Consider the following 21,759-nt stretch of genomic DNA (forward strand, 5'->3'; position numbering starts at 1 on the left):
GGACCGCGACATGAACCAGCGCCGACCCATTTCAGAATTTTCTTCCGCTGCCAGGAAGACGCTGATCCGTTCGCTCATTCGCGTTGGGGCCTCATTCGTTCCAGGAAAAGGCGGGCCCTCCGGTGCCTCGCCAGCGAGCGTGATCGACTCGAGCGCAAACGTGCGAGCCATTCCGCGTCTCCTTGCCGGAGTCACCCTCTTGTTCACCCTGGTACTGCTGTCTACCAGCGCCCGGGCCGAAGTCCACCCGGTTGACGACATCCGTCTCGCCGCCGAGCAGTTCCTGATTCAGGAACTGGGCGTTACCGATACCGAGAAGGATGTTTCCATCGAGATTGGTCAGCTCGACAAGCGTCTGCGCCTCGTCCCCTGCACGGACGGCCTGGAAGCGCGTTTCCCACCCGGCGGGCGGCGTGACGGCAACACCGCTGTCCATATCCAGTGTGCCGGCCCGGTGACCTGGCAGTTATACGTGCCGGCGACGGTCGAACGTTACGCCGAAGTGCTGGTTGCGAACCGCACCCTGCCGCGCCAGCACACCCTCTCGGCGGGCGACCTGCGTTTCCAGCGAATCGAGACCTCGCGCCATGCCGGCAGTTATCATGAGGAAAAGAATGCCCTGATCGGCCAACAGACCCGGCGCAGCATCCGCCCGGGTCAGATCATCGGAACCCAGCACGTGAGCCCGCGCGAGATCATCAGTCGCGGCCAACGGGTTACCATCCTGGCAGAGAACGGCTCAATCGCCATCCGCATGCAGGGCGAAGCGCTGGAGAACGGGACGCTGGGCGAACGAATCCGCGTCAAGAACGCATCCTCCGGGCGCGTCGTCGAAGGCGAAATCCAGGCCTCCGGCCACATCCGGGTAGCGCTTTGAGGTCTCGCCCCACCAGGCACGCCAACGATCTTCGAGGCGGACTGTGAAGCCCGTTACACTTTTCCGCCCCCGAGGCCTACAGTTTCAGCAACGCTGGCCGTAAACAATTGCAGCACAGTTACAACGACAGGAAGGCATCATGGATATCAAGGGCCTCAATACGAACAGCCTGCGCCCCGACAGCCAGAACCCCGGGGTAAAGGGTCGCGACGAGTCCGGCAACACGGCAAGCCGTGCCCCGGCCTCCGGTAACGCATCGACGGCAAACAATGATTCGGTCACGCTCACCGGGGCCGCCCAGGCAATGAATGCCGCGGCCGGCGCGGGTGACACCGCCCCCTTCGACGCCGCCCGCGTTGCCGAACTGCGCGAGGCGATCTCCAGCGGCAACTATCCAGTGGACAACCAGCAGCTGGCCGATCGCATGATCGACCTCGAAAGCCTGCTGCGCTAACCCGGTCTATCGCCCATGAATGCCGACGCGCACCATAAACTGCAACGCTCGCTCGAGACCTCAATCCGGCTGGCTCATCAGCTGGAAGAAAGTCTGCTAAAGGAGACGCGCGCGGTCGAAGCGCGCCAACCCGATACGCTGCAGGACGTGGTGACCGGCAAGCAGACCCTGCTGCATGAACTGGAAACCGAGACCCGCAACCAGCAAGGCCTGGTCGAGGCCGCCGGCGAGGCCTTCAGCCCCGAGGGCGTCGCGCGCCTGTTCTCGAAGATGGACGATGGCGTCGTACTGAACGACCTGTGGCAAGCCCTGCGCCAGTCCATCGAACGCTGCGACACTCTGAATCAGGGCAATGCGCGCCTGATCGACCGTGACCGCCAGCGCGTGGAACTCTCCATGCAGATCCTTCGCGGCGAGGAAACCGGCCCCGCGGCTACCTACGACCCGTATGGCCGCGCCCGGCCCGGAAACCGCGGCGGACGCCAGATCACCCAGGCCTGAGAGGCCGATGCTGGTGGAGGCTGGCTTTTCGCGGCATCCACCAGTACCTTGCGTCCTCACACCTTCCTAACACTTCGGACGCATGGACGACACGGACTATACCGTCGATAAGCCGGACCGGATTGCCGGCATCCTCAAGGACCTCGACCACAAGCTCACCGTCGTGAGCGTTCGCGTGGATACCGACGGCCCCCTGTACACCTCGGCCCTGGTCCGTCTGGACCCAGCCGCCAAGGAACTCTTTCTCGACGAGCTGACCCCGCCTCGCGCGCACCAGCAGGTTCAGGCCGGCATGGACTTGCGCGTCTTCGCGGCGCTGCGCGGGGTTGCAGTGCGATTCGGCACGCATGTGACACGCATCGAGCAGGAGCAAAAAGGCGCGCTCTACGTCTGCACCTATCCGGAAACTCTGTACTACCTGCAACGCCGCGAAACGTTCCGCGTGCACATCCCGATGGCCCAGCGGCCTCAGATCGAACTCCATGCAAAGGCCTGGAAGGATCCCGTGATTGGCGAGGTTGCCGACCTCTCTGCCCAGGGCATGTGCATCGAGTTGTCCACCACCCTTCTGGATGCGCTTGAGGACCAGGCGAACCTGGCCTTCGAGAACCTCCTGCTCCCCGATGTCAGTGAACGCCTTTCCGGGGACCTGCGGCTGGCCAACCGTCGCCGCAGCACGCGTGATGGCTTTGAGTTTGCAGGCTTCGAGATCGTCGGAATGACCCAGTGGATGGAACGCCAGACCAACATCGCCCTGCTCCATTACCAGCGCGAGGCACGCCGCCGCTCGATGGATTGAGCCCAGGCGACGCCGCCACCTGCAACTCCGAACACAAAAAAGGCCGCTTCAAGCGGCCTTTTTTGATCATTCCTGTTTGGTCGGGACGGCAGGATTTGAACCTGCGACCCTCTGCACCCCATGCAGATGCGCTACCAGACTGCGCCACGCCCCGAAGCCGCGAACTATATCCGATTCCCCGCCTTCACGAAAGCATCGGCCACCCCATTGCTGCGAGATCCGTGCGGACCATTCGTGCCACGTACACCGAGAGTGGCGTATTGATGCGATTCGCTACGCTCATCGCATCCTACAGAGTGGGAATTTCGAATTGGAGTTGGGTTCAGACGGACACCGTAGGATGCGACGAGCGTAGCGAATCGCATCAACACAACGCCCGGAAGCCACCCCCGCAGGGTCGGAGCCTCAGGCGCGCAACACGCGCAGAACCGACTCGAGCTCGGAGATGGTGTCCTGGATGATCTGCTGGGCCTGCTGACGATCACCCTTGGCTTCGTCGCCGGAGAGCTTCTGACGGGCACCATTGATGGTGTAGCCCTCTTCGTACAGCAATGCGCGAATCTGACGAATCAGGATCACGTCCTGACGCTGGTAGTAGCGGCGGTTGCCGCGCCGCTTGACCGGCTCCAGCATCGGGAATTCCTGCTCCCAGTACCGCAGCACATGCGGCTTGACCTGGCACAGCTCCGCGACTTCGCCGATGGTGAAGTAGCGCTTGCCCGGGATGGCGGGCAGTTCCTGGTGGTTACTCGCCTCCAGCATAGCTCTCTACCCGCTCGCGCAGTTTCTGTCCCGGCCGGAAGGTCACCACACGACGCGCGGAGACCGGAATCTCTTCGCCCGTCTTCGGATTGCGCCCTGGCCGCTGGTTCTTGTCGCGCAGGATGAAATTCCCGAACCCGGAAAGCTTCACGCCCTCGCCGGTCTCCAGCGACTGCCGCATCTCCTCGAAGAACATCTCGACGAATTCCTTGGCCTCGCGCTTGTTGAGACCCAGTTCCTCGTTTAGCGCGGCGGCGAGATCCGCCTTGGTTACAGCTGCCATCGGCTATTGTCTCAAGGTTGCGTTGAACCGGGCCTGGAGATGCTGCACCACCGCGTCGGTGACGCCAGCCACGTCCTGTTCGCCTAGGGTGCGATCAAAAGCCCGTAAAATCAAGCCCAAAGCCAGGCTTTTTTCGTCCGGATTCAAGCCTTTGCCCTGGTACACATCGAACAGGCGAACGTCCTGAAGGATCTCCAGGCCAAGCTCGTCAATGGCCGCCAGCACATCGCCCGCCGCCACCGACTCGGCCACCACCAGCGCCAGATCCCGACGGATGGACGGGTACGGCGACAACGGCGAGAACTGCGCCACCGGGGCGTGCACCACGGCGGTCGCGTCCAGATCGAACAGGTAGACCGGCTCCACGTCGAAGCGCTCGCACAGCGCCGGGTGCAGGCGCCCGACCCAACCGATCGGCTGCCCGTCCACCAGTACCCGTGCGGATTGCCCGTCATGCAGCGCCGGATGCCGTTCCGCGCGAAAGCCGAGCGGACCGGTGACGCGTGCGCACAGGCCTTCCACGGTGCCCTTGGCGTCGAAGAAATCGACCTTCTTCGCCTCGCCTTCCCAGGCCTCCGGAGCCACCCTCCCGCCAAGCAGGCCGGCCAGTCGCGGCTCCTGCCGCAGACCGGACGCATCCGGAACAAAGCGCAGGCCATGCTCGAACAGGCGCAGGTCCGATTGCTGGCGCGCCTGGTTGTAGGCCGCAGTGGTCACCAACCCGGGCCACAACCCCGGGCGCATCACCGCCAGGTCGGACGAAATGGGATTCGCCAGCGCCAGGGGCTCCACGTCCGGGTAGAACGCACTGGCGGCCTCGCGAGCGATAAAACTGAAGCTGATCACCTCATGGAAGCCCTGGCGGGCAAGCCCGTTGCGCAGTGACGGCAGACCCGACTCCGGCGTCACCGGCGCAACCGGCTTCGGGAGTGTCTGCGGCAGGGCGTCATAACCGTGCACCCGGGCCAGCTCTTCGATCAGATCCTCCTCGCGTTCGAGGTCGAATCGGGCCCGCGGGGCACGTACCGACCAGCCGCTCGCGCTCGTTTCGATGCGGCAGTCCAGTGCCTCCAGGATCCGCTCGACCTCGGAAGCCTCTAGGGTCACCCCAAGCAAGCGCTGGACACGATCCGGGCGCAGGACGATCGCCTGTTCCGCATGGGACGCCGGCGTCGCGCCCACTTGCTCGACCGGGCCACACTGCCCGCCGCAGAGTTCCAGCAGAAGCTGGGTCGCGCGTTCCACCGCCTGCGGGACCAGGGTCGGGTCGACACCCCGCTCGAAACGGTGGGAGGCATCGGTATGCAGGCCGTGGGCCCGCGCCCGACCGGCCAGGGCGCGCGGTGCGAAATGCGCACATTCGAGGATCACGCGGGTGGTGCTGCTGGCATCGACCGCGCTGGCGGCGCCGCCCATCACTCCGGCCAGCGCCAGGGGGCCGTCATCACCCGCAATGACCAGATCCTGCGGCGACAATTTCACCGTCTGGTCGCCTCCGAGCAGCGTCAGAGTTTCCCCCTGTTTGCCCTGGCGCACCTGGATCGGGGCGCCCGTGCGATCGGCATCAAAGGCATGCAGTGGCTGGCCCAGTTCCAGCATCACGTAGTTCGTCACATCCACGATCGCGCTCAGCGGGCGCACCCCGGCACGGCGCAGGCGTTCGGTCATCCACAGCGGCGTCGCGGCCTTGGCGTCCAGACCCTCCAGCACCCGTGCGGCATACAAGGGGCAGGCCTCCGGATTCTCGATGATCACGCTCACCCGGGCATCGCTGGCGACGTCCACGGCCGGCATCGCCGGGGCATGCAGCGGCCGGTCCAGCAATGCCGAGCACTCCCGCGCAATCCCGCGCATGCCCAGGCAATCGGCCCGGTTCGGCGTCAGGTCCACTTCCAGGATGGTGTCGTCCAGCCCCAGCGCCTCACGCAGGTCCTGGCCGGCCTCCAGCGTCGCCGGCAGCGACATCAGGCCTTCGGCATCGTCTGCCAGGCCAAGCTCGCGAGCGGAGCAGAGCATGCCCTCGGAAGCCACGCCGCGCAGCTTGGAGCGCTTGATACGGAAATCGCCGGGCAATACCGCACCGATCACCGCCACCGGCGCCCGCATGCCTTCATGCACGTTGGGCGCGCCACAGACGATGGTCAGCGGCTCCGCCTCGCCCGCTTCGACCCGGCACACGCGCAGGCGGTCCGCATCCGGGTGCGGATCGACTGCCACCACGTGGCCCACCCGCACCCCACTGAACGCGGGCGCCGCCGCTTCCATCGCATCCAGTTCCAGACCCGCCATGGTCAGGCGATGGCCCAGTTGTTCCGGGGTCTCGTCGATCTGCAGCCATTCCTGCAGCCACTGCACACTGATACGCATTAGCCTGTCTGCCCGAATTGCCCGATGAAGCGGATATCGTTGTCGAAGAACAGCCGGAGGTCGTTCACGCCATGCCGCAGCATCGCCATGCGTTCGACGCCCAGGCCAAAGGCAAAGCCGGTGTACTGCTCGGCGTCGATCCCCACGTGACCCAGCACGTTGGGGTGCACCATCCCGCAGCCCATCACCTCCAGCCAGCCGGTGTGGCTGCAAACGCGGCAGCCGTCACCGCCGCAGTGCACGCACTGGATGTCGACCTCGGCCGACGGCTCGGTGAACGGGAAGTACGACGGCCGAAAGCGCGTGGCCAGATCGTCCCGATCAAAGAAGGCCTGCAGAAATGCACTCAACACGCCGCGCAGATCCGCGAACGTGATGTCCGTATCCACGCAAAGCCCTTCCACCTGGTGGAACATCGGGCTATGCGTCAGATCCGAATCGCAGCGATACACGCGCCCTGGCGCGATCACGCGCAGCGGCGGGCGCTCCTGTTCCATGGTGCGGATCTGCACCGGCGAGGTATGCGTGCGCAGCACGCGGTGGGCATCAAAGTAGAAGGTGTCGTGCATCGCCCGCGCCGGGTGATGCTCGGGGATGTTCAGGGCCTCGAAGTTGTGGAAGTCATCTTCCACCTCGGGGCCCTCGGCCACGCGAAAGCCCAACCCGGCAAAGAAGGTCTCGATGCGTTCCAGGGTTTGTGTAATGGGGTGCAGCGCGCCATCGGCCTGACGCCGCCCCGGCAGGGTCACGTCGACCTGTTCGCCCGCCAGCTGTTCCGCCAGTGCGCTCTGCGCCAGGGCCTCCTTGCGCGACTCGATCAGGCCGGCGACCTCGGTCTTGGCCTCGTTCACTTTCTGCCCCGCCGCCGGCCGTTCCTCCGCCGGTAGCTTGCCCAGCTCCTTGAGCTGTGCCGTGAGTGCGCCCTTCTTGCCGAGATAGTGCACCCGGACCTCGTCCAGCGCCTTCAGGTCCGTGGCCCCTTCGACGCGCTCGCGCGCCTCGGCGACCAGCTGTTGCAGTTGTTCCACGACTTCCCCCGACTGGTACGGGCCTCCCCGGCCCCCTATTCGCCTGCAAGGCAGCGGCCCCCGAGTGCGGGCCGCTGCCTTGCAGGCGCCTCGTTTCCTGTTCCCGAAACAAAAAAGGGAGGGCATCGACCCTCCCTTCTCGGGACCCGCCGGCACACCGCCGACGGGCAGTCCTTCAGGCCCTGCGGCTCAGGCCGGCAGTGCAGCCTTGGCCTTCTCCGCGATCTTGCCGAACGCGGTCAGGTCGTGCACGGCCAGATCGGCCAGGGTCTTGCGGTCGATATCAATCTCCGCCTTGTTCAAACCGTTCATCAAACGGCTGTAGGAGAGATCGAACTGACGGGCCGCCGCATTGATGCGGACGATCCACAGCGACCGGAACTGACGCTTCTTCTGGCGACGGTCACGGTAGGCATACTGACCAGCCTTGATGACGGCCTGGTTGGCAACACGGAAGACGTTCTTCCGGGCGCCGTAGTAGCCCTTGGCTTGCTTCAGGACTTTCTTGTGACGGGCGTGAGCGGTTACACCGCGCTTGACTCGTGGCATGTCTCGATTCCTCGGTCAGTTCAACGGTACGGCAGCAGCTTGCGCACGGCCGGGGCATCCGACTCGTGCACCATCGCCGGACTGCGCAGGTGACGCTTACGCTTGGTAGGCTTCTTGGTCAGGATGTGGCTGCGGTGCGACTGGAACCGCTTGAACTTCCCCGACCCGGTACGGGTGAAGCGCTTGGCCGCACCCCGATTGGTCTTGATCTTCGGCATTACTCTCTCCGGCATTTTGGGCCGTACCCACTGCGGGCCGACCGTTTATGAAAAAGCGATGCGGGTATGCGGAAACCCGATCGCCCTTGTCGTCTGACGGACTTACTTCTTCTTGCCCGTCAGCACCATGATCATCTGGCGTCCTTCCATCTTCGGCCGCTGTTCCACGATCGCGATGTCGGCCATGTCTTTCTCGACCTTGTCGAGCAGCTCGCCACCCAGTTCCTGGTGGCGCATCTCGCGCCCGCGGAAGCGGATGGTCACCTTGCCCTTGTCACCGGCCTCGATGAAGCGGCGCAGGTTGCGAAGCTTGACGTTGTAGTCGCCCTCGTCCGTACCCGGACGAAACTTCACTTCCTTGATCTGGATCTGCTTCTGCTTCTTCTTGGCTTCCTGCGCCTTCTTCGCCTGCTCGAACTTGAACTTCCCGTAATCCATGATCCGGGCCACGGGCGGCTCGGCATTCGGCGAGATCTCGACCAGGTCCAGACCACCTTCCTGGGCCATTTCCAGGGCCTCTGCAGTGCTGCAGACACCGCGATTCTCGCCTTCGGCGTCGATCAGTCGGATCTGCGGACTCGTGATCTGATCGTTCAGGCGGACCGTTTTCGCTGCGCTAATAGCCTTCTCTCCAGTTCAGGGTTCAGTGTTGGCGACTGCCGACCTCCTCCCGGAGGCGTTCGCCGAAGTCCTCAAGGCGCATCACGCCGAGGTCTTCCCCGCTCCGCGTACGCACCGCCACCTGCCCATTTTCCATCTCCTTGTCTCCAAGGACCAGCAGGTACGGCACGCGCTTGAGCGTGTGCTCGCGAATCTTAAAGCCGATCTTCTCGTTTCTCAAGTCGGCCTCGACCCGGAACCCCATCGCGCGCAGTGTCTTCGTGACCTCGCGGGCGTATTCGTCCTGCCTTTCGGTAATGGTCAGCACCTCGGCCTGCACCGGGGCCAGCCACGCCGGGAAGTGTCCGGCATAGTGTTCGATCAGCACGCCGAAGAAGCGTTCCACCGAGCCTAGCAGCGCGCGGTGGATCATGATCGGACGGCGTCGCTCGTTGTCCTCGGCGACGTATTCCATGTCGAAACGCTCGGGCAGATTGAAGTCCAGCTGCACCGTGGAGCATTGCCATTCGCGGCCGATCGCGTCATGGATCTTGATATCGATCTTCGGACCGTAGAAGGCACCGCCGCCCTCGTCCACCGAGTATTCCAGGCCCTTCTTCTCGATCGCCGAGCGCAGCGAAGCGGTCGCGTGTTCCCAGATTTCATCCGACCCGACCGCATCCTCGGGCTTGGTCGACAGGTTCACGTCGAACTTCTCGAAGCCGAAGGTCTGCAGAACCTCGAGGGTCAGGTCGATCACGCCCATGACCTCGGCCTCGATCTGGTCCTCGCGGCAGAAGATGTGGGCATCGTCCTGGGTAAACCCGCGCACGCGCATCAGCCCGTGCAGCGCACCGGACATCTCGCGGCGGTACACCGTGCCCATCTCCGCCCAGCGCAGCGGCAGGTCGCGGTAGGAATGCAGCCGGTCCTTGTACATCAGCACGTGGAACGGGCAATTCATCGGCTTGAGCTGGAAGGACTGGTGCTCGTCCTCCATCGGCTCGTACATGGACTCGGCGTAGAAATCCGCGTGGCCGGAGGTCTTCCACAGCTCCAGGTTCGCGATATGCGGCGAGACCACGAAGTCGTAACCGGCCTTCTCGTGCATGTCGTACCAGTACTTCTCGATCTCGCGGCGGATGCGGGCGCCCTTCGGGTGCCAGAACACCAGGCCACCACCGGCCTCGTCCTGGATCGAGAACAGATCCAGCTCCTGACCGATCTTGCGATGATCGCGGCGCTCGGCTTCCTTCAGCCGATCCAGATGCTCCTTCAGCTGGTCCTTGTTCGGCCAGGCGGTACCGTAGATACGCGTCAGCATCTCGTTGTCGGAGTCGCCGCGCCAGTAGGCGCCGGCCACCTTGGTCAGCTTGAAGGCCTTCAGCTTGCCGGTGGACGGGATATGCGGGCCCCGGCAGAGATCGACAAAGTCGCCCTGCTTGTACAGCGAGATGTTCTCCCCCTGCGGGATGCTCGCGATGATCTCGGCCTTGTACGCCTCGCCCATGTCGCGGAAGTACTTCACCGCCTCGTCGCGATCCATCAGCGAGCGCTCCACCGGCAGGTCCTGCTTGGCCAGTTCCTTCATGCGCTTCTCGATCTTCTCCAGATCCTCCGGCGTAAAGCCGCGGTCATAGGCGAAGTCGTAGTAGAAGCCGTTCTCGATGGTCGGGCCGATGGTCACCTGCGCGTCGGGAAACAGCTGCTTGACCGCCTGCGCCATCAGGTGCGCGGTCGAATGCCGGATGATCTCCACCCCTTCCGGGTCGCGGTCGGTCACGATCGCCAGCGCGGCGTCCGTGTCGATCTCGTGGCGGGCATCGACCAGTTCGCCATCGACCTTGCCGGCCAGGGTGGCCTTGGCCAGGCCGGGACCGATGTCCTTCGCCACGTCCAGCACGGTGACCGGGTGATCGAACTCGCGGCGGCTGCCGTCGGGGAGGGTTATTGCGGGCATTGCGAGGCTCCTTCGCCGACCCATACGCGGGGTCGAACGTCGCGTATCAGAAATTTGGAGTTGCCGGAAACGACAACGGCGCGAAGCATACCATGTGCCCCGCGCCGTCGGCAGATCTCCCGGGCTGTGACCGGGATTACCGTGCGGTTGTTACATGTTGCCTTCGATGAACAGGTAGGTCCGGTTCACGTTCGGGCGGTGCCAGTCATCGTAGTGGCGCAGGTGCTTGAACTGTTCCAGATCCGCCAGGCGGTCGACCACCTCGCCCAGCGATTCCCAGTCCTCGATGCCTGCCGTCACCTCGCGCACCAGGAGTTCCAGGTAATCACCCGTATCCTGGCGTGCCTCGGCCATATCGGTCGCGCGGCCGTGCCCCGGCACGACGATATCCGGATCGATGGATTCCAGGTGCCGGAAGGCCTCGAGCTTCTCCACTGGATTGCTGAAGGGATGGATGCCCAGCATGCGCTCGGTGTAGACGATGTCACCGGTAAAGACGACGTCCTCGCCCGGAAGGTGAACCATGATGTCGCCCGGGAAGTGGGCATCCCCGGCATAGATCAGCTCGAAGTCCACACCGCCGACGGTCAGCGTGTATTCATCGGCATCGATGGGGTTCGGTGCAGGAACCGGCTGGGTGCCCTCCATCGCCTCTTCGCCCACGGAGTTAGCCAGCGAGGCGATCTGCCCCTCCCCACGATCGGCCTGGGTGCTCGCGGTCCGCTGCAGCGCAACCAGCTCCGCCCCCTGCTCGTGGAAGTAGCCGTTGCCCAGCCAGCGGTGGTCCTGGCTGCCCACCGAGATCACGTGCGTGATTGGCTTGTCGGTGACCCCGGCAATCGCCTTCTCCATGCGCTGGGCGACCTGGTAGCTCGGCCCCGAATCGATCAACACCACGCCTTCGTCGGTCACCACGAAGCCGGTGTTATTGGTGAAACCGAGATTGGTCGGCGTGCGGTTCTCGAGCGAGCCGTAGAAGTAATGAACCCGGTCGGTCAGCTGAATCGGCTCCAGCACCTTCTCGATCGGACGATCCAGCGACGCTTCCTCCGCCTGCACGGCGGCCATGCCGAAGCCGATCAGGCCCAGCGCGAGGAAGGCCACCTGACCCTGGCGCAACAAAACATTCAATGTCATGGAAAACTCCTTGTGTCGTTCGCGCCCCGAGTCGGACAGCGCACGCAATATGTGACGGGATCGTTCGTTGAAACTCGAGATTGTGTCCGGCGGTGCGCGCTCCACGGCCGCCTCCCAACGGTAAACCCTATTATATACGCGATGGCAGATACTGCGTGCGTCTTAGTCCGTGTCCGGGTTCTCCAATCGACCCCGCCTGCGGCGCACGGCATTCACCAGCCACCGCGCCAGGAGCGGAAAAAGCCCCGTGGCAACCAGGGACAGGACCAGCACCGGCGAGAGAATGCCCTCGATGCCATCAAGCCGCCCCAACTGCGTCCCGGCATTCGCGAACACCGCCGTGGCCGGCAGCATCCCCACGAGTGATACCCAGAAATATGTCCAGATCCGGATCGGCAACAGGCCCATCCCGGCGTTGATCAACAGGAACGGGAACACCGGAATCATCCGCAGCGCGAACAGGTAGAACGCGCCCTCGCGCTCAAAGCCGGCATTGATGCGCCTAAGTTGGTGCTTGTAACGACGCTGAACAGCATCGCGCGCCAGCGCCCGCGCCACCACAAAGGTCAGGGTCGCCCCCAGCGTCGAAGCCAGCGACGACAGCACGGTGCCCCAGACCACGCCAAACAGGGCACCGCCGGCCAGGGTCATCACCACGATCCCCGGCACCGAAAAGGCGGCCACCACCATGTACAACAGGAAGAACACCCAGGCCGTGACGAACGGGTGCGCGACCCGCCAGTCCTCCACCTGCAGGCGCGCGACCTGCAGGGTCTTCAGATCCAGACCCGGCCCCATCGCAACCACCAGCCAGACGGCGACGAGACCCACCAGGGCGACAACCAACCCCCAGTAATAGCGATTCAAGCGCGACTCCTCGCGGTCACTTTGCCGGAACGATGCGCGGCAAACCCGTACACTGCAAGCATGCATGCACATCCCTACGACGAACTGAAACCCGGTGTCATCCTCGACGCGGTGGAAACAACCGGTCTGCGCTGCGACGGGCGCCTGTTGGCCCTCAACAGCTACGAGAACCGCGTCTACCAGGTCGGCATCGAGGACACCACACCGGTCATCGCCAAGTTCTATCGTCCGCAACGCTGGACACCCGCCGCCATCCGCGAGGAACACGGCTTCAGCCAGGAACTTGCAAGCCGCGAGATCCCGGTAGTCGCCCCTCTGGCCGATCCTGAAGGCGAAACCCTGCACGATCACGCCGGGTTCATGTTCGCCGTCTACCCGCGCTGCGGCGGTCGCGCACCGGATCTGGAACAGCGCGACACCCTGGTCCGCATCGGCCGCTTCATCGCCCGCATCCACGAGGTCGGACGTGCCGCCCGCTTTCACGAGCGGCCCGTGCTCGATCCCGTCCCGCGTGGCGAGGAGGCACGCCAGGCCGTGCTCGACTCCGGCTATCTGCCCCTGGAGCTGGAATCCGTGTACCGCGATCTCAGCGCCGACCTCCTGGGGCGGATCCAGCGGGACCTCGACACGATCGGCCCGGTCCCACAGCTGCGCCTGCACGGCGACACCCACCCCGGCAACATCCTGTGGACCGACGACGGCCCGCACTTTGTCGACCTGGACGACGCCTGTACCGGCCCCGCCATGCAGGACCTGTGGATGTTCCTGTCCGGCGAACCGCCCGAGATGGCCTGGCAGATGCAGGCCCTGTTGGAGGGCTACGAGACCTTCGTACCGCTGGATCGCCGCCAGCTCGGGCTGATCGCCCCGCTACGCACCCTGCGCATCCTGCGCCACGCCGCCTGGCTGGCCCGGCGCGCCGACGACCCGGCCTTTGTCGACGGCTTCCCGATCTTCTACACGCCGCGCTTCTGGGAGGATCACATCCTCACCCTGCGCGAGCAGGCCGCCGCCCTCGACGAACCCGCCCTCGACCTGGGTTACTGAGGCCCCGTCTCACCGCAGGTTCCGGATCCGCTCCAGCACCGAGTCACGGGTGTCATCGAGGCACGAGAGCGCCATCAGCAAAGAGACAATGGCACCGCTGTACCGAGGCAACTGCGCCCATATCCGGTGGCGCCTGGGGGACAGCGACTTCCTGCTTCCCTTGCGGCTGCCCTGGACGTTCGTTGCCCATGCCCGGGCGTCCGGGTCTGCGACGCGCGCGTCCGGTCCCTCCGCCTCAGGCGGATGCGCGGTCAGTCCGGGTCCCCAAAATGGCACCCAGCCCGCGGTAGTGCTCCAGCAACCGGCGCCCACTTGCCACCAGCTCGTCCGACCGTTCCAGCCCGAAATCGCCGGCCACCCGGCGGATCTGTTCATCGCCGGTCGCCGGTGTCTCGATCACCCGCCACAGCAGCCGGGCGCCGAGCGGGTTCAGCTCGGCAAACCGCACCCGCTCCTCCCCGGTGCGGTACGCCAGCAGGTAGGTGGGCACCTCTCCCGGTTGATCCGGCTGGAAGTCGGCCCCGATCCGATGCACCGGGTACTCGTAGGCCAGCAGCCGCGCGGCCTGGGAAAACACCGGAACCTGAATCATCAGGTCGCCATCCGGCTCGACTTCCGGAGGCGGCGTGGCATCCGCATAGACCAGTTCGGTCTCCACCCGCTCGTAGTGGGCCAGCTCGGCCAGGAAGGGCAGATCGCCGGGCTGCGCCGGGCGTTCCTCCGCCAGGTAGCGCACGAACTCCGCCGCCAGCTGCGGAAAGTACGGCGTTTCGCTGCCATGATCGCGATAGAAGTCGCGTACCAGCTGTTCCCAGGCGGCCGCCTCCAGCAGTCCCCGCAGGACCGGGAACCCCCTGGCCAGCAGGTTCGCCACGTTGTTGAAGAACAGACGCCGGTAGATCGCCAGGCGCCGGCTCTCGATCCCCTCCGGGGGCGGATAGCGCTCCGGGTCACGCAAGTGCCGCGCGAATGCCTCCTGCACCTGCTGGAAATCCGCCTCAGGCATGCAGGAGCGGCTCTTCCTGGCCGGCGCGCGCGCGCAACTGCAGATCCCGAATCCGGTCGGTCTCCGCCAGCAGTTCCTCCACCGGCGGAAAGTTGAAGTCGCGCTCGAGCAGGGTCGGCACGGGCCCGATGCGCGCATAGGTGGCCTCCAGCAGCGCCCAGACATCGGAGCAGATCGGCTGGCCATGGGTGTCGACCCGCAGGTCCGGGGCCTCCTCCTCGTGCCCGGCAATGTGCAGGTAGCGCACCCGTTCCAGCGGCATTGCATCCAGGAACTCGGTCGGTTCGTAGCCGTGATTGATGCTGTTGACAACGATGTTGTTCACGTCGAGCAGGAGGTCGCAGTCGGCCTCCTCCAGCACGGCCCGGACGAAGGTGATCTCGTCCAGTTCGGCGCCCACCGGGGTGTAATAGGACACATTCTCCAGCGCCATCCGGCGCCCGAGGATGTCCTGCACCTGGCGCACCCGATCGGCAACATAGCGTACTGCCTCCTCGGTAAACGGGATCGGCATCAGGTCGTACAGATGCCCCTGGCCGTCGCCACAGGCGGAGAGGTGCTCGCTGTAATCCTCGATACCGTGGGTATCCAGGAAGGAACGCAGGTCCTGCAGGAAGGTCTTGTCCAGCGGGCGCGGCCCGCCGATGTCGAGAGACAGCCCGTGGCAGACGAAGGGCTGGGCCTCGGTGTATTCGCGAAAGATGCGGCCCAGGCGTCCGCCCAGGTGCATCCAGTTTTCCGGTGCCGCCTCGAAGAACCCCAGGCGTTCCGTCGCCTCCGGGGCCTCGGCCAGCGGGCCCAGCAGGGCCCGCCGCAAGCCGAGCCCGGCACCACTAACGCGGGCCGGGTTGGCAGGGTGGACGACCTTAGCCGCCACAGGTCCCCTCACCACAGGCGCCTTCGGAATCCTTCTCGTCGCCGTCCGAGCCCCCATCGGCGCCTTCGCCACAGCTGCCTTCACTGTCCTTGGTATCGCTCGCGTCACCACAAGTGCCTTCGCCACAGGAACCCTCGGCCAGCATCAGCGGCGACTGGCCGCCCTGCTGATAGCCTTGGTTCAGGTCAGCCGATGCGAACACCGGGCTGGTGGACATGGCCACGCCGATCGCCGCCGTGCCGACGGCACCGGCCAGGGTCTTGGTGGAAAACAGTTCGTTCTTCATGGTCGTACTCCTCGTGTTGCGATGATGGATCCGCTGGACCCGTTGTGTAATGGCTGCTGAAACAGCTCTTGGACTCATCCCCTGCTCATCATCCTCCGACGGATGTAATAGTCGATGCTGACATAACGTCCCGCTCCCCAGAAGAACAGGACCAGCAGCATCACGAAGAAGGTCGCGGCCATCTCGATCCCGTTGTTCACAATCGCGAAGTTTCCGGTCTCGGTCAGCCAATTGTAGTTGCCGTGCTCCTGCAAAATGGACTTGGCGCGATCCAGGCGCATCTGTGCCTCCTCGATCCCGGAACAGTTGAACAGGCACATCATCGGGTCGGAGATCCGCTGCCACCCGTGTTCCAGATGCACGGTCACGGCCGCCACCACCATCGTGATCATCAGCGGGATCGAGAACCAGCGCGTCGCCAGTCCGAGCAGCAACGCGAGCGCACCCAGCACCTCGGCATACGCCGACAGCATCACCATCAGATAGGGGAAGGGCATGCCCAGCCCCCAGTCCGCGTTGCCGTACCACATCACCACGTTCTCTTTCGGCAGGATCCCGTCCAGCTTGTTGGTCCCCGCCATCCAGAACACCGGGGCGAGGTAGAGCCGCAACAGCAGGGGCGCCAGGAAGTCCGCGCCTCGCGTCCAGTCCAGCCAACCCTGCAAGCGCACTGCCAAGGTTCCAGTCGCAGCCATCGTCCTGATCTCCTTTTCCCCTCCTACTGGGTATAAAGCCTAGACCTCGGGCTCACGCTGTACGCGGGGTGATCCGCCGGCTTTTATGTCCGATCGTCCGGGACCACGGGGAGAGGCCCGTGGCGCCCGGCAACCGGGCGCCCAAAGGTCTAAGGTGAAGAACCAACAGGAACAGGCAAAAGGAAGGTTTGATGGACATCAGCCCCCACGAAGACGTGCTGTCGACGGTTCTGGCCGCCTACAACCTGCGTGCCCGCATCGACACCAACCCGCGCCTGTGCGGGGAGTGGCAGCTCAGCACGTCGGGCTCGGGGAATGCCAGCTTTCACCTGGTGGGGGAAGGCGGATGCTATCTGCACATGGAGGCGATGGCCCCCGTCTGGATGGAGGCCGGCGATCTTCTCTTGCTGCCGCATGATGACTGGCACCTGATGTCCAGCCGCGACACCGTACCCGACCGCGACAACCATCTGACGCTGGTGGAAGGCGAGGATCCGCCGGATATCCCGGTCACCCAGCTCCTGTGCGGCCACTTCGAGTTCGATTCAGGCCGCCGCAACCCGATCCTGGCCGCGCTCCCCGATCACATCATCATCCGCCGCCGCGAATCCGGCGACCGGCTGTCACACCTGGCGGACCTGATGAACATCGAACTCGCGGAGCGCTCCTCCGGCTATCGGCCGGTGCTGGACCGCCTGGCGGACACCCTGTTCGTGATGGCCGTGCGCCATCACATCTGCTCGCAACGCGAACACTCGGAGGGATCGCTGATCGCCGCCCTGGCCGACGACCGCATCCGGCGGGCACTGGATGCCCTGCACGCCCAGCCGGAGGCGGCCTGGACCCTGGAGGGGCTGGCCAGCGAGGCGGCCATGTCGCGCAGCAGCTTCGCGGAGCGCTTTCATGCGCTGGTCGGCCAGACGCCCATCGACTACCTGACCCAGTGGCGGATGGTCCTGGCGGAACGCCTGCTACGTGACGGGCGGGAGTCAGTCGCGGGCGTGATGGACGCGGTGGGCTATACCTCGGAGGCGGCCTTTCGCAAGGCCTTCAAGCGGGTGCACGGTTTCGGGCCGGGGCGCATCCGGCAGCTACTGCGCCGGCTCGGTGCCGGCCAGGCTTGACTGCCAAAACTCGGATTCAGAAGGTGTTGGCGACGCTGGCCACGCCCGGCGCACGCGACCGGACCAGGCGTTCGACCACATTCTTGAGGTCCAGCGTGGAGCGCGGACAGCCCACACAGGCCCCCTTGAGTCGGACCCGCACGGTGCGCCCATCGAGCTCCACGAATTCGATATCGCCACCGTCCTGCATCATGATCCGCCGCGCCTCCTCGATCGCGGCGCGCACCGCGTCGACGTCGATCGGGCCATCGGCCGGCACGTCCGCCGCCTCGCGCTCGGCGAAGGTCTGGGCCCGGTCCAGGCGCAGCGCAAGCTCCGGATCGAGTTCCTCGATCGCGTCCAGTTCATCCTCGCTGTACACGTGATCGGGCTCGTCGCTCAGCAGATGCGACACGTCCACCATCACCTGCGCATTGTCGGGTCCAGCCATGTTCGGGCCTCCGGGTACTCGGCTTTTCGCCAGTATAGCAACGCCCCGCTCCACCCCCGCGCGAAGCCGCACCCGCCAGCCGGGATCCACCACCTCGCGCGCGGGCGACCAGCGCAACCGCACGCGCAGACGGCGCAGGTCCTCCGGATGCATGCGCCCGGCGTGCAGCCACAGGCGCCATACCCGGCCGGTCGCGGGCACCCGAACGACGAGGATGACGACCCGACGCAACACCCGTGTATCGGGCAGCACCTCCACCCAGTCCACCTGCTCCTGGCGCAGGCCCTCGGCGGTGGCCAGCCAGGTTGCACCCTCGGGCGTCTGCCCCAGCCAGTCCCAGGCCGGCGGTTGCGAGCGCCCTTGCCACCACCACCCGGCGATGGCCAGCCCGAAGACCGGGGCCAGCGTCCACAACGGGCTGTACACCAGCACATAGGCGGCCACAGCCAGGAGCAGGAGGATCTGGCCCGCGAGCGCGAGCCGGGGAAGAACCGGGTCAGGCCGGAGCCGAAGCCTGAGTGGCGGCGCGGATCGCCGGGACAAGACGGGCTATCCCCTCGTCCACCGTGGTCTGGCGACCCATGACCACGTCCAGCAGCACGTTGTCGGGGTAATCGAGCAGGCGCTCGAAGGCATCGCGACCCTCCTGGTCCAGTTGCGCATATCCCTGCGCGAGAAAGTGGCCGAGCAGCCAGTCGTTCTCCAGCATGCCGCGGCGGCAGCGCCAGCGTGTCCGGTTATCGGGTTCCATCACCCAAACACCAGTCCAGGCCCCCTGTGGGAGCCTGCTTGCAGGCGAATGCCCCTGCCAAAGCAGGACGCGGGCAGGGGCTTCGCCTGCAAGCAGGCTCCTACCGGGGTGGAACAACCGTTGGGGGTCGCGCCGATCACAGCGACTTCTTCAGCATGGTGCGGCGGATGTCGCTGATCGCGCGGCTCGGGTTCAGGCCCTTCGGGCACACCTGGGTGCAGTTCATGATGGTGTGGCAGCGGTAAAGCTTCCAGGCATCATCCAGCTGTTCGAGACGGTGCTCGGTGGCCTCGTCGCGGCTGTCGTGGATGAAGCGCGCGGCCTGCAAAAGCGCCGCCGGCCCCAGGAACTTGTCCGGGTTCCACCAGTAGGATGGGCAGGCAGCGGAGCAGCAGCCGCACAGGATGCACTCGTAGAGCCCGTCCAGTTGTTCGCGGTCTTCGGGGCTTTGCTTGCGCTCCACCTCGGGTTCCGGGCTGTCATTGACCAGCCAGGGCTCGGCCTTGCGGTATTGCTCCCAGAAGTTGTCCATGTCCACGATCAGGTCGCGGATCACCGGCATGCCCGGGAACGGGCGCAGGGTCACGGGTGAGTCCAGCTCCGCCAGCGGCGTGATGCACGCCAGGCCATTGGTGCCGTTGATGTTCATGCCGTCGGAGCCACACACCCCGTGCTGACAGGAGCGGCGAAAGCCCAGGGAGTCGTCCTGTTCCTTCAGCAGAAGCAGGGCATCCAGCAGCATCATCCCGGGCTCGACCTGGTCATCGGGCAGGCTGAAGCGCTGCATCTTCGGCAGCGTGTCCGTCTCCGGGTTGAAGCGGTAGATCGAGAACTCCATCGGTATCTCCTGTCGGTGACCGCGGCCACCGTTGTCACACGCTGCGGTAAGCCCCAATCAATCCTGTTCCTGCGCCTCGGCACAGGCAATGCATCGCTCGGCCGACGGGTCGATCTCCAGCCGCGAGCGGGCAATCGGCTCCAGGCAGTCGATGCACAGTCCGCCCTCGCCCTCCTCCAGCCGCTTCAACGCCCGGCGGGCGCGAACGCGCTGGGCCTCGCGCCGCTGCTGGCTCGCCTTGGCCATGGCCTGGCCCTGCAGCGCGTCCATCCGCGAGAGCCGTCCGGTGCGCTGCTGGTCCAGCTCCACGGTCGCGCCGCTGTCGGCGGCGCCCGCGAGCGCGGCATCCAGCTCCGTCAGCAGCACCTCGAGCTGCTCGTGCAGCCACGCCTCGGGTACCGGTTCGGTGGGGTTGCTCATGGTTCGTCTCCCATTGGGCGCGTTGCCCATGGTTGAACGCGCGGGCTGCCATGCCCCCTGATGCGATTCGGTTCGCTCATCCGCATCCTACGGTCGAGTCGACCCATCAATAGACGCGTTCCTTCGGCGGGAACGAGGCGACGGTATTCGGCTGCGTCCGCACCGGCTTGTAGTCCAGGCTGTCATCCGCCAGCGAGTACAGGCTGTGCTTGAGCCAGTGCTGATCGTCGCGCTCGGGGAAATCGATCCGCGAGTGAGCGCCGCGGCTTTCCTCGCGCCCCAGCGCGGAGCGGATGGTCGCGATCGCGCAGTCCATCAGGTTCTCCAGCTCCATCGCCTCCACCCGCGCGGTATTGAACGTGCTGGAGTGATCCGCGATCACCGCATGGTTCAGGCGCTCGCGCAACGCACGGACCTTCTCCACCCCCTCGCGCATCACCTCGTCGGTGCGGAATACCGAGCAGTGGTCTTCCATCACCTTGCGCAGTTCGCGCTTGAGCGGCTCGACCTGCTCGGCGGAGCCATCGCCCGGGTCCTTGCGATCCCAGCGCGTGAGCCGCGCCATCGCCTGTTCCACGGCCGATTCGTCCAGCGCACGGTGGTAACGATTCTCGGCCAGGTACTCGAGGATGTGATTGGCCGCCGCGCGGCCGAACACCAGGATGTCGAGCAGTGAATTGCCGCCCAGGCGGTTGGCCCCGTGCACCGAGACACAGGCCGTCTCGCCGGCCGCGTACAGCCCGGGGACCGGGTCCTCCGGTGTGTCCTTCTCCGGCGCCACCACCTGCCCGAAGCGATTGGTCGGGATGCCGCCCATGCTGTAGTGACAGGTCGGGAAGATCGGGATCGGCGCCTCGATCGGATCGACCCCGAGAAAGGTCATGCTCGTCTCGCGAATCCCCGGCAGGCGCTGCATGATCGTATCGGCGCCCAAATGGCGCAGGTCCAGCAATACGTGATCCGCATTGCGCCCGCAGCCGCGTCCCTCGCGCACCTCGGTGGCAATGGAGCGGCTCACCACGTCGCGCGAGGCCAGGTCCTTCGCCCGCGGGGCGTAGCGCTCCATGAAGCGCTCGCCCTCGGAGTTGATCAGGAACCCGCCCTCGCCGCGGGCACCCTCGGTAATCAGCATCCCGCGCCCGGCGATGCCGGTCGGGTGGAACTGCACGAACTCCATGTCCTCCAGCGGCACCCCGGCGCGCAGGGCCATCGCCATGCCGTCACCGGTGTTGATCAGCGCGTTGGTCGTGGTGCGGAACAGCTGTCCCGCCCCGCCGGTCGCGATCAACGTGGTCTTGGCCTCGATCACGATCGGCTCGCCGGTCAGGATCTCGAACGCCAGCACGCCCAGCACGTAGCCCTGCGCGTCGCGCAGCAGGTCCACCGCGAAGTACTCGTCGAAGAAGTGGGTGCGCGCGCGCAGGTTCTGCTGGTACAGCGAGTGCAGGATCGCGTGCCCGGTGCGGTCCGCCGCGGCGCAGGTGCGCGCCGCCTGGTCCTGACCGAAGTTCTGGCTCTGCCCGCCAAAGGCGCGCTGGTAGATGGTGCCGTTGTCCAGGCGCGAGAACGGCACGCCGAAGTGGTCCAGCTCGTAGACCACCTTGGGCGCGGCGCGACACATGTATTCGATCGCGTCCTGGTCGCCCAGATAGTCCGAGCCCTTCACCGTGTCGAACATGTGCCAGTGCCAGGAGTCCGGCAGGACGTTGGCCAGGGCGGCGTTCACCCCGCCCTGCGCCGCCACCGTGTGCGAGCGCGTGGGAAACACCTTGGAGACCACCGCGACCTTGGCATCGCCATTGGACAGCTGCAGCGCCGCGCGCAGGCCGGCCCCGCCGGCCCCGATGATCAGGGCGTCGAACTTGCGTCGCGCCACGTTCATG

25 protein-coding genes and 1 tRNA gene are annotated in these 21,759 nt (G+C 65.5%); 6 read left to right on the plus strand and 20 right to left on the minus strand.

Annotated features, from left to right (window positions below; genetic code table 11):
- Positions 1-199: 199 nt before the first annotated feature.
- The 4 genes from flgA to TVD_RS07940 all read left to right on the plus strand — a co-directional run bounded on the left by flgA (position 200) and on the right by TVD_RS07940 (position 2,631).
- Positions 200-877, plus strand: coding sequence for a flagellar basal body P-ring formation chaperone FlgA (gene flgA, locus TVD_RS07925; protein ID WP_047251288.1), 678 nt, complete (start codon positions 200-202; stop codon positions 875-877).
- A gap of 139 nt (positions 878-1,016) precedes the next feature.
- Positions 1,017-1,331 carry a flagellar biosynthesis anti-sigma factor FlgM gene (gene flgM / locus TVD_RS07930; RefSeq protein ID WP_018938525.1) on the plus strand — a complete coding sequence of 105 codons (315 nt, stop codon included), beginning with the start codon at positions 1,017-1,019 and terminating at the stop codon, positions 1,329-1,331.
- A 15-nt stretch (positions 1,332-1,346) separates the two neighbouring features.
- Positions 1,347-1,832, plus strand: coding sequence for a flagella synthesis protein FlgN (locus tag TVD_RS07935; RefSeq protein WP_047251289.1), 486 nt, complete (start codon positions 1,347-1,349; stop codon positions 1,830-1,832).
- A gap of 82 nt (positions 1,833-1,914) precedes the next feature.
- The gene (locus TVD_RS07940; RefSeq protein ID WP_019568523.1) at positions 1,915-2,631 is read left to right on the plus strand and encodes a flagellar brake protein; all 717 of its coding nucleotides are present in this window, start codon (positions 1,915-1,917) and stop codon (positions 2,629-2,631) included.
- 77 nt (positions 2,632-2,708) lie between these two features.
- Here the strand turns inward: TVD_RS07940 and TVD_RS07945 are convergent.
- From TVD_RS07945 to TVD_RS07995, 11 genes are all read right to left on the minus strand, one after another.
- Positions 2,709-2,785: transfer RNA gene (locus TVD_RS07945), tRNA-Pro, on the minus strand.
- Between the two features lie 251 nt (positions 2,786-3,036).
- Positions 3,037-3,393 carry a MerR family transcriptional regulator gene (locus TVD_RS07950; protein ID WP_018140933.1) on the minus strand — a complete coding sequence of 119 codons (357 nt, stop codon included), beginning with the start codon at positions 3,391-3,393 and terminating at the stop codon, positions 3,037-3,039.
- The gene (locus tag TVD_RS07955; protein WP_018140932.1) at positions 3,377-3,676 is read right to left on the minus strand and encodes an integration host factor subunit alpha; all 300 of its coding nucleotides are present in this window, start codon (positions 3,674-3,676) and stop codon (positions 3,377-3,379) included. The genes TVD_RS07950 and TVD_RS07955 overlap by 17 nt, the downstream gene beginning before the upstream one ends.
- Positions 3,677-3,679: 3 nt before the next feature.
- Entirely contained in the window at positions 3,680-6,043 is a 2,364-nt protein-coding gene (gene pheT / locus TVD_RS07960; RefSeq protein ID WP_047251290.1) for a phenylalanine--tRNA ligase subunit beta, read from the minus strand.
- Positions 6,043-7,071: a phenylalanine--tRNA ligase subunit alpha gene (gene pheS, locus TVD_RS07965; RefSeq protein ID WP_018145455.1), complete on the minus strand. Its 1,029-nt coding sequence runs from the start codon at positions 7,069-7,071 to the stop codon at positions 6,043-6,045. The genes pheT and pheS overlap by 1 nt, the downstream gene beginning before the upstream one ends.
- Positions 7,072-7,260: 189 nt before the next feature.
- Positions 7,261-7,620 (minus strand): 50S ribosomal protein L20, encoded by a 360-nt coding sequence (gene rplT / locus TVD_RS07970; protein ID WP_018145454.1) that lies wholly within the window; start codon positions 7,618-7,620, stop codon positions 7,261-7,263.
- Between the two features lie 20 nt (positions 7,621-7,640).
- Complete coding sequence (gene rpmI, locus TVD_RS07975) at positions 7,641-7,838, minus strand: 50S ribosomal protein L35 (protein ID WP_017942014.1); 198 nt, start codon at positions 7,836-7,838, stop codon at positions 7,641-7,643.
- Positions 7,839-7,940: 102 nt separating this feature from the next.
- A complete protein-coding gene (infC, locus tag TVD_RS07980) occupies positions 7,941-8,459 on the minus strand; it encodes a translation initiation factor IF-3 (RefSeq protein WP_077276933.1) in 519 nt (172 codons plus the stop codon).
- A 22-nt stretch (positions 8,460-8,481) separates the two neighbouring features.
- On the minus strand, positions 8,482-10,398 hold the full coding sequence (gene thrS, locus TVD_RS07985; RefSeq protein WP_047251291.1) for a threonine--tRNA ligase: 1,917 nt from the start codon (positions 10,396-10,398) through the stop codon (positions 8,482-8,484).
- Positions 10,399-10,548: 150 nt separating this feature from the next.
- Positions 10,549-11,535: an MBL fold metallo-hydrolase gene (locus TVD_RS07990; RefSeq protein WP_047251292.1), complete on the minus strand. Its 987-nt coding sequence runs from the start codon at positions 11,533-11,535 to the stop codon at positions 10,549-10,551.
- Positions 11,536-11,697: 162 nt separating this feature from the next.
- Positions 11,698-12,402 (minus strand): TVP38/TMEM64 family protein, encoded by a 705-nt coding sequence (locus TVD_RS07995; RefSeq protein ID WP_047251293.1) that lies wholly within the window; start codon positions 12,400-12,402, stop codon positions 11,698-11,700.
- A gap of 60 nt (positions 12,403-12,462) precedes the next feature.
- Here TVD_RS07995 and TVD_RS08000 point away from each other — a divergent pair, with 60 nt between their 5' ends.
- The gene (locus tag TVD_RS08000; protein WP_047251294.1) at positions 12,463-13,449 is read left to right on the plus strand and encodes a serine/threonine protein kinase; all 987 of its coding nucleotides are present in this window, start codon (positions 12,463-12,465) and stop codon (positions 13,447-13,449) included.
- A 235-nt stretch (positions 13,450-13,684) separates the two neighbouring features.
- Here TVD_RS08000 and TVD_RS08005 read toward each other — a convergent pair whose 3' ends face one another.
- The 4 genes from TVD_RS08005 to TVD_RS08020 all read right to left on the minus strand — a co-directional run bounded on the left by TVD_RS08005 (position 13,685) and on the right by TVD_RS08020 (position 16,289).
- Complete coding sequence (locus TVD_RS08005) at positions 13,685-14,455, minus strand: HvfC family RiPP maturation protein (protein WP_047251295.1); 771 nt, start codon at positions 14,453-14,455, stop codon at positions 13,685-13,687.
- The gene (locus TVD_RS08010) at positions 14,448-15,332 is read right to left on the minus strand and encodes an HvfB family MNIO-type RiPP peptide maturase (protein ID WP_047251296.1); all 885 of its coding nucleotides are present in this window, start codon (positions 15,330-15,332) and stop codon (positions 14,448-14,450) included. The genes TVD_RS08005 and TVD_RS08010 overlap by 8 nt, the downstream gene beginning before the upstream one ends.
- The gene (locus TVD_RS08015; RefSeq protein WP_047251297.1) at positions 15,322-15,618 is read right to left on the minus strand and encodes an HvfA family oxazolone/thioamide-modified RiPP metallophore; all 297 of its coding nucleotides are present in this window, start codon (positions 15,616-15,618) and stop codon (positions 15,322-15,324) included. The genes TVD_RS08010 and TVD_RS08015 overlap by 11 nt, the downstream gene beginning before the upstream one ends.
- Positions 15,619-15,692: 74 nt before the next feature.
- Positions 15,693-16,289, minus strand: a complete 597-nt coding sequence (locus TVD_RS08020) for an HvfX family Cu-binding RiPP maturation protein (protein WP_476718448.1) — start codon at positions 16,287-16,289, stop codon at positions 15,693-15,695.
- 215 nt (positions 16,290-16,504) lie between these two features.
- Between TVD_RS08020 and TVD_RS08025 the strand changes: the two genes are divergently transcribed.
- Complete coding sequence (locus TVD_RS08025) at positions 16,505-17,437, plus strand: AraC family transcriptional regulator (protein ID WP_047251299.1); 933 nt, start codon at positions 16,505-16,507, stop codon at positions 17,435-17,437.
- Between the two features lie 16 nt (positions 17,438-17,453).
- Here TVD_RS08025 and TVD_RS08030 read toward each other — a convergent pair whose 3' ends face one another.
- The 5 genes from TVD_RS08030 to sdhA form a co-directional block, all read right to left on the minus strand.
- Entirely contained in the window at positions 17,454-18,410 is a 957-nt protein-coding gene (locus TVD_RS08030; RefSeq protein ID WP_167540814.1) for a NifU family protein, read from the minus strand.
- Positions 18,364-18,618, minus strand: a complete 255-nt coding sequence (locus TVD_RS08035) for an FAD assembly factor SdhE (protein ID WP_018938539.1) — start codon at positions 18,616-18,618, stop codon at positions 18,364-18,366. The genes TVD_RS08030 and TVD_RS08035 overlap by 47 nt, the downstream gene beginning before the upstream one ends.
- A gap of 136 nt (positions 18,619-18,754) precedes the next feature.
- Positions 18,755-19,456 carry a succinate dehydrogenase iron-sulfur subunit gene (locus TVD_RS08040; protein ID WP_018169984.1) on the minus strand — a complete coding sequence of 234 codons (702 nt, stop codon included), beginning with the start codon at positions 19,454-19,456 and terminating at the stop codon, positions 18,755-18,757.
- A 57-nt stretch (positions 19,457-19,513) separates the two neighbouring features.
- The gene (locus TVD_RS08045) at positions 19,514-19,876 is read right to left on the minus strand and encodes a TraR/DksA family transcriptional regulator (RefSeq protein WP_047251300.1); all 363 of its coding nucleotides are present in this window, start codon (positions 19,874-19,876) and stop codon (positions 19,514-19,516) included.
- Positions 19,877-19,982: 106 nt separating this feature from the next.
- On the minus strand, positions 19,983-21,758 hold the full coding sequence (gene sdhA / locus TVD_RS08050) for a succinate dehydrogenase flavoprotein subunit (RefSeq protein ID WP_047251301.1): 1,776 nt from the start codon (positions 21,756-21,758) through the stop codon (positions 19,983-19,985).
- Between the last annotated feature and the right edge of the window lies 1 nt (position 21,759).

The sequence above is a fragment of the Thioalkalivibrio versutus genome, assembly GCF_001020955.1.
In the GTDB taxonomy this organism is placed as follows: Bacteria; Pseudomonadota; Gammaproteobacteria; order Ectothiorhodospirales; family Ectothiorhodospiraceae; genus Thioalkalivibrio; species Thioalkalivibrio versutus.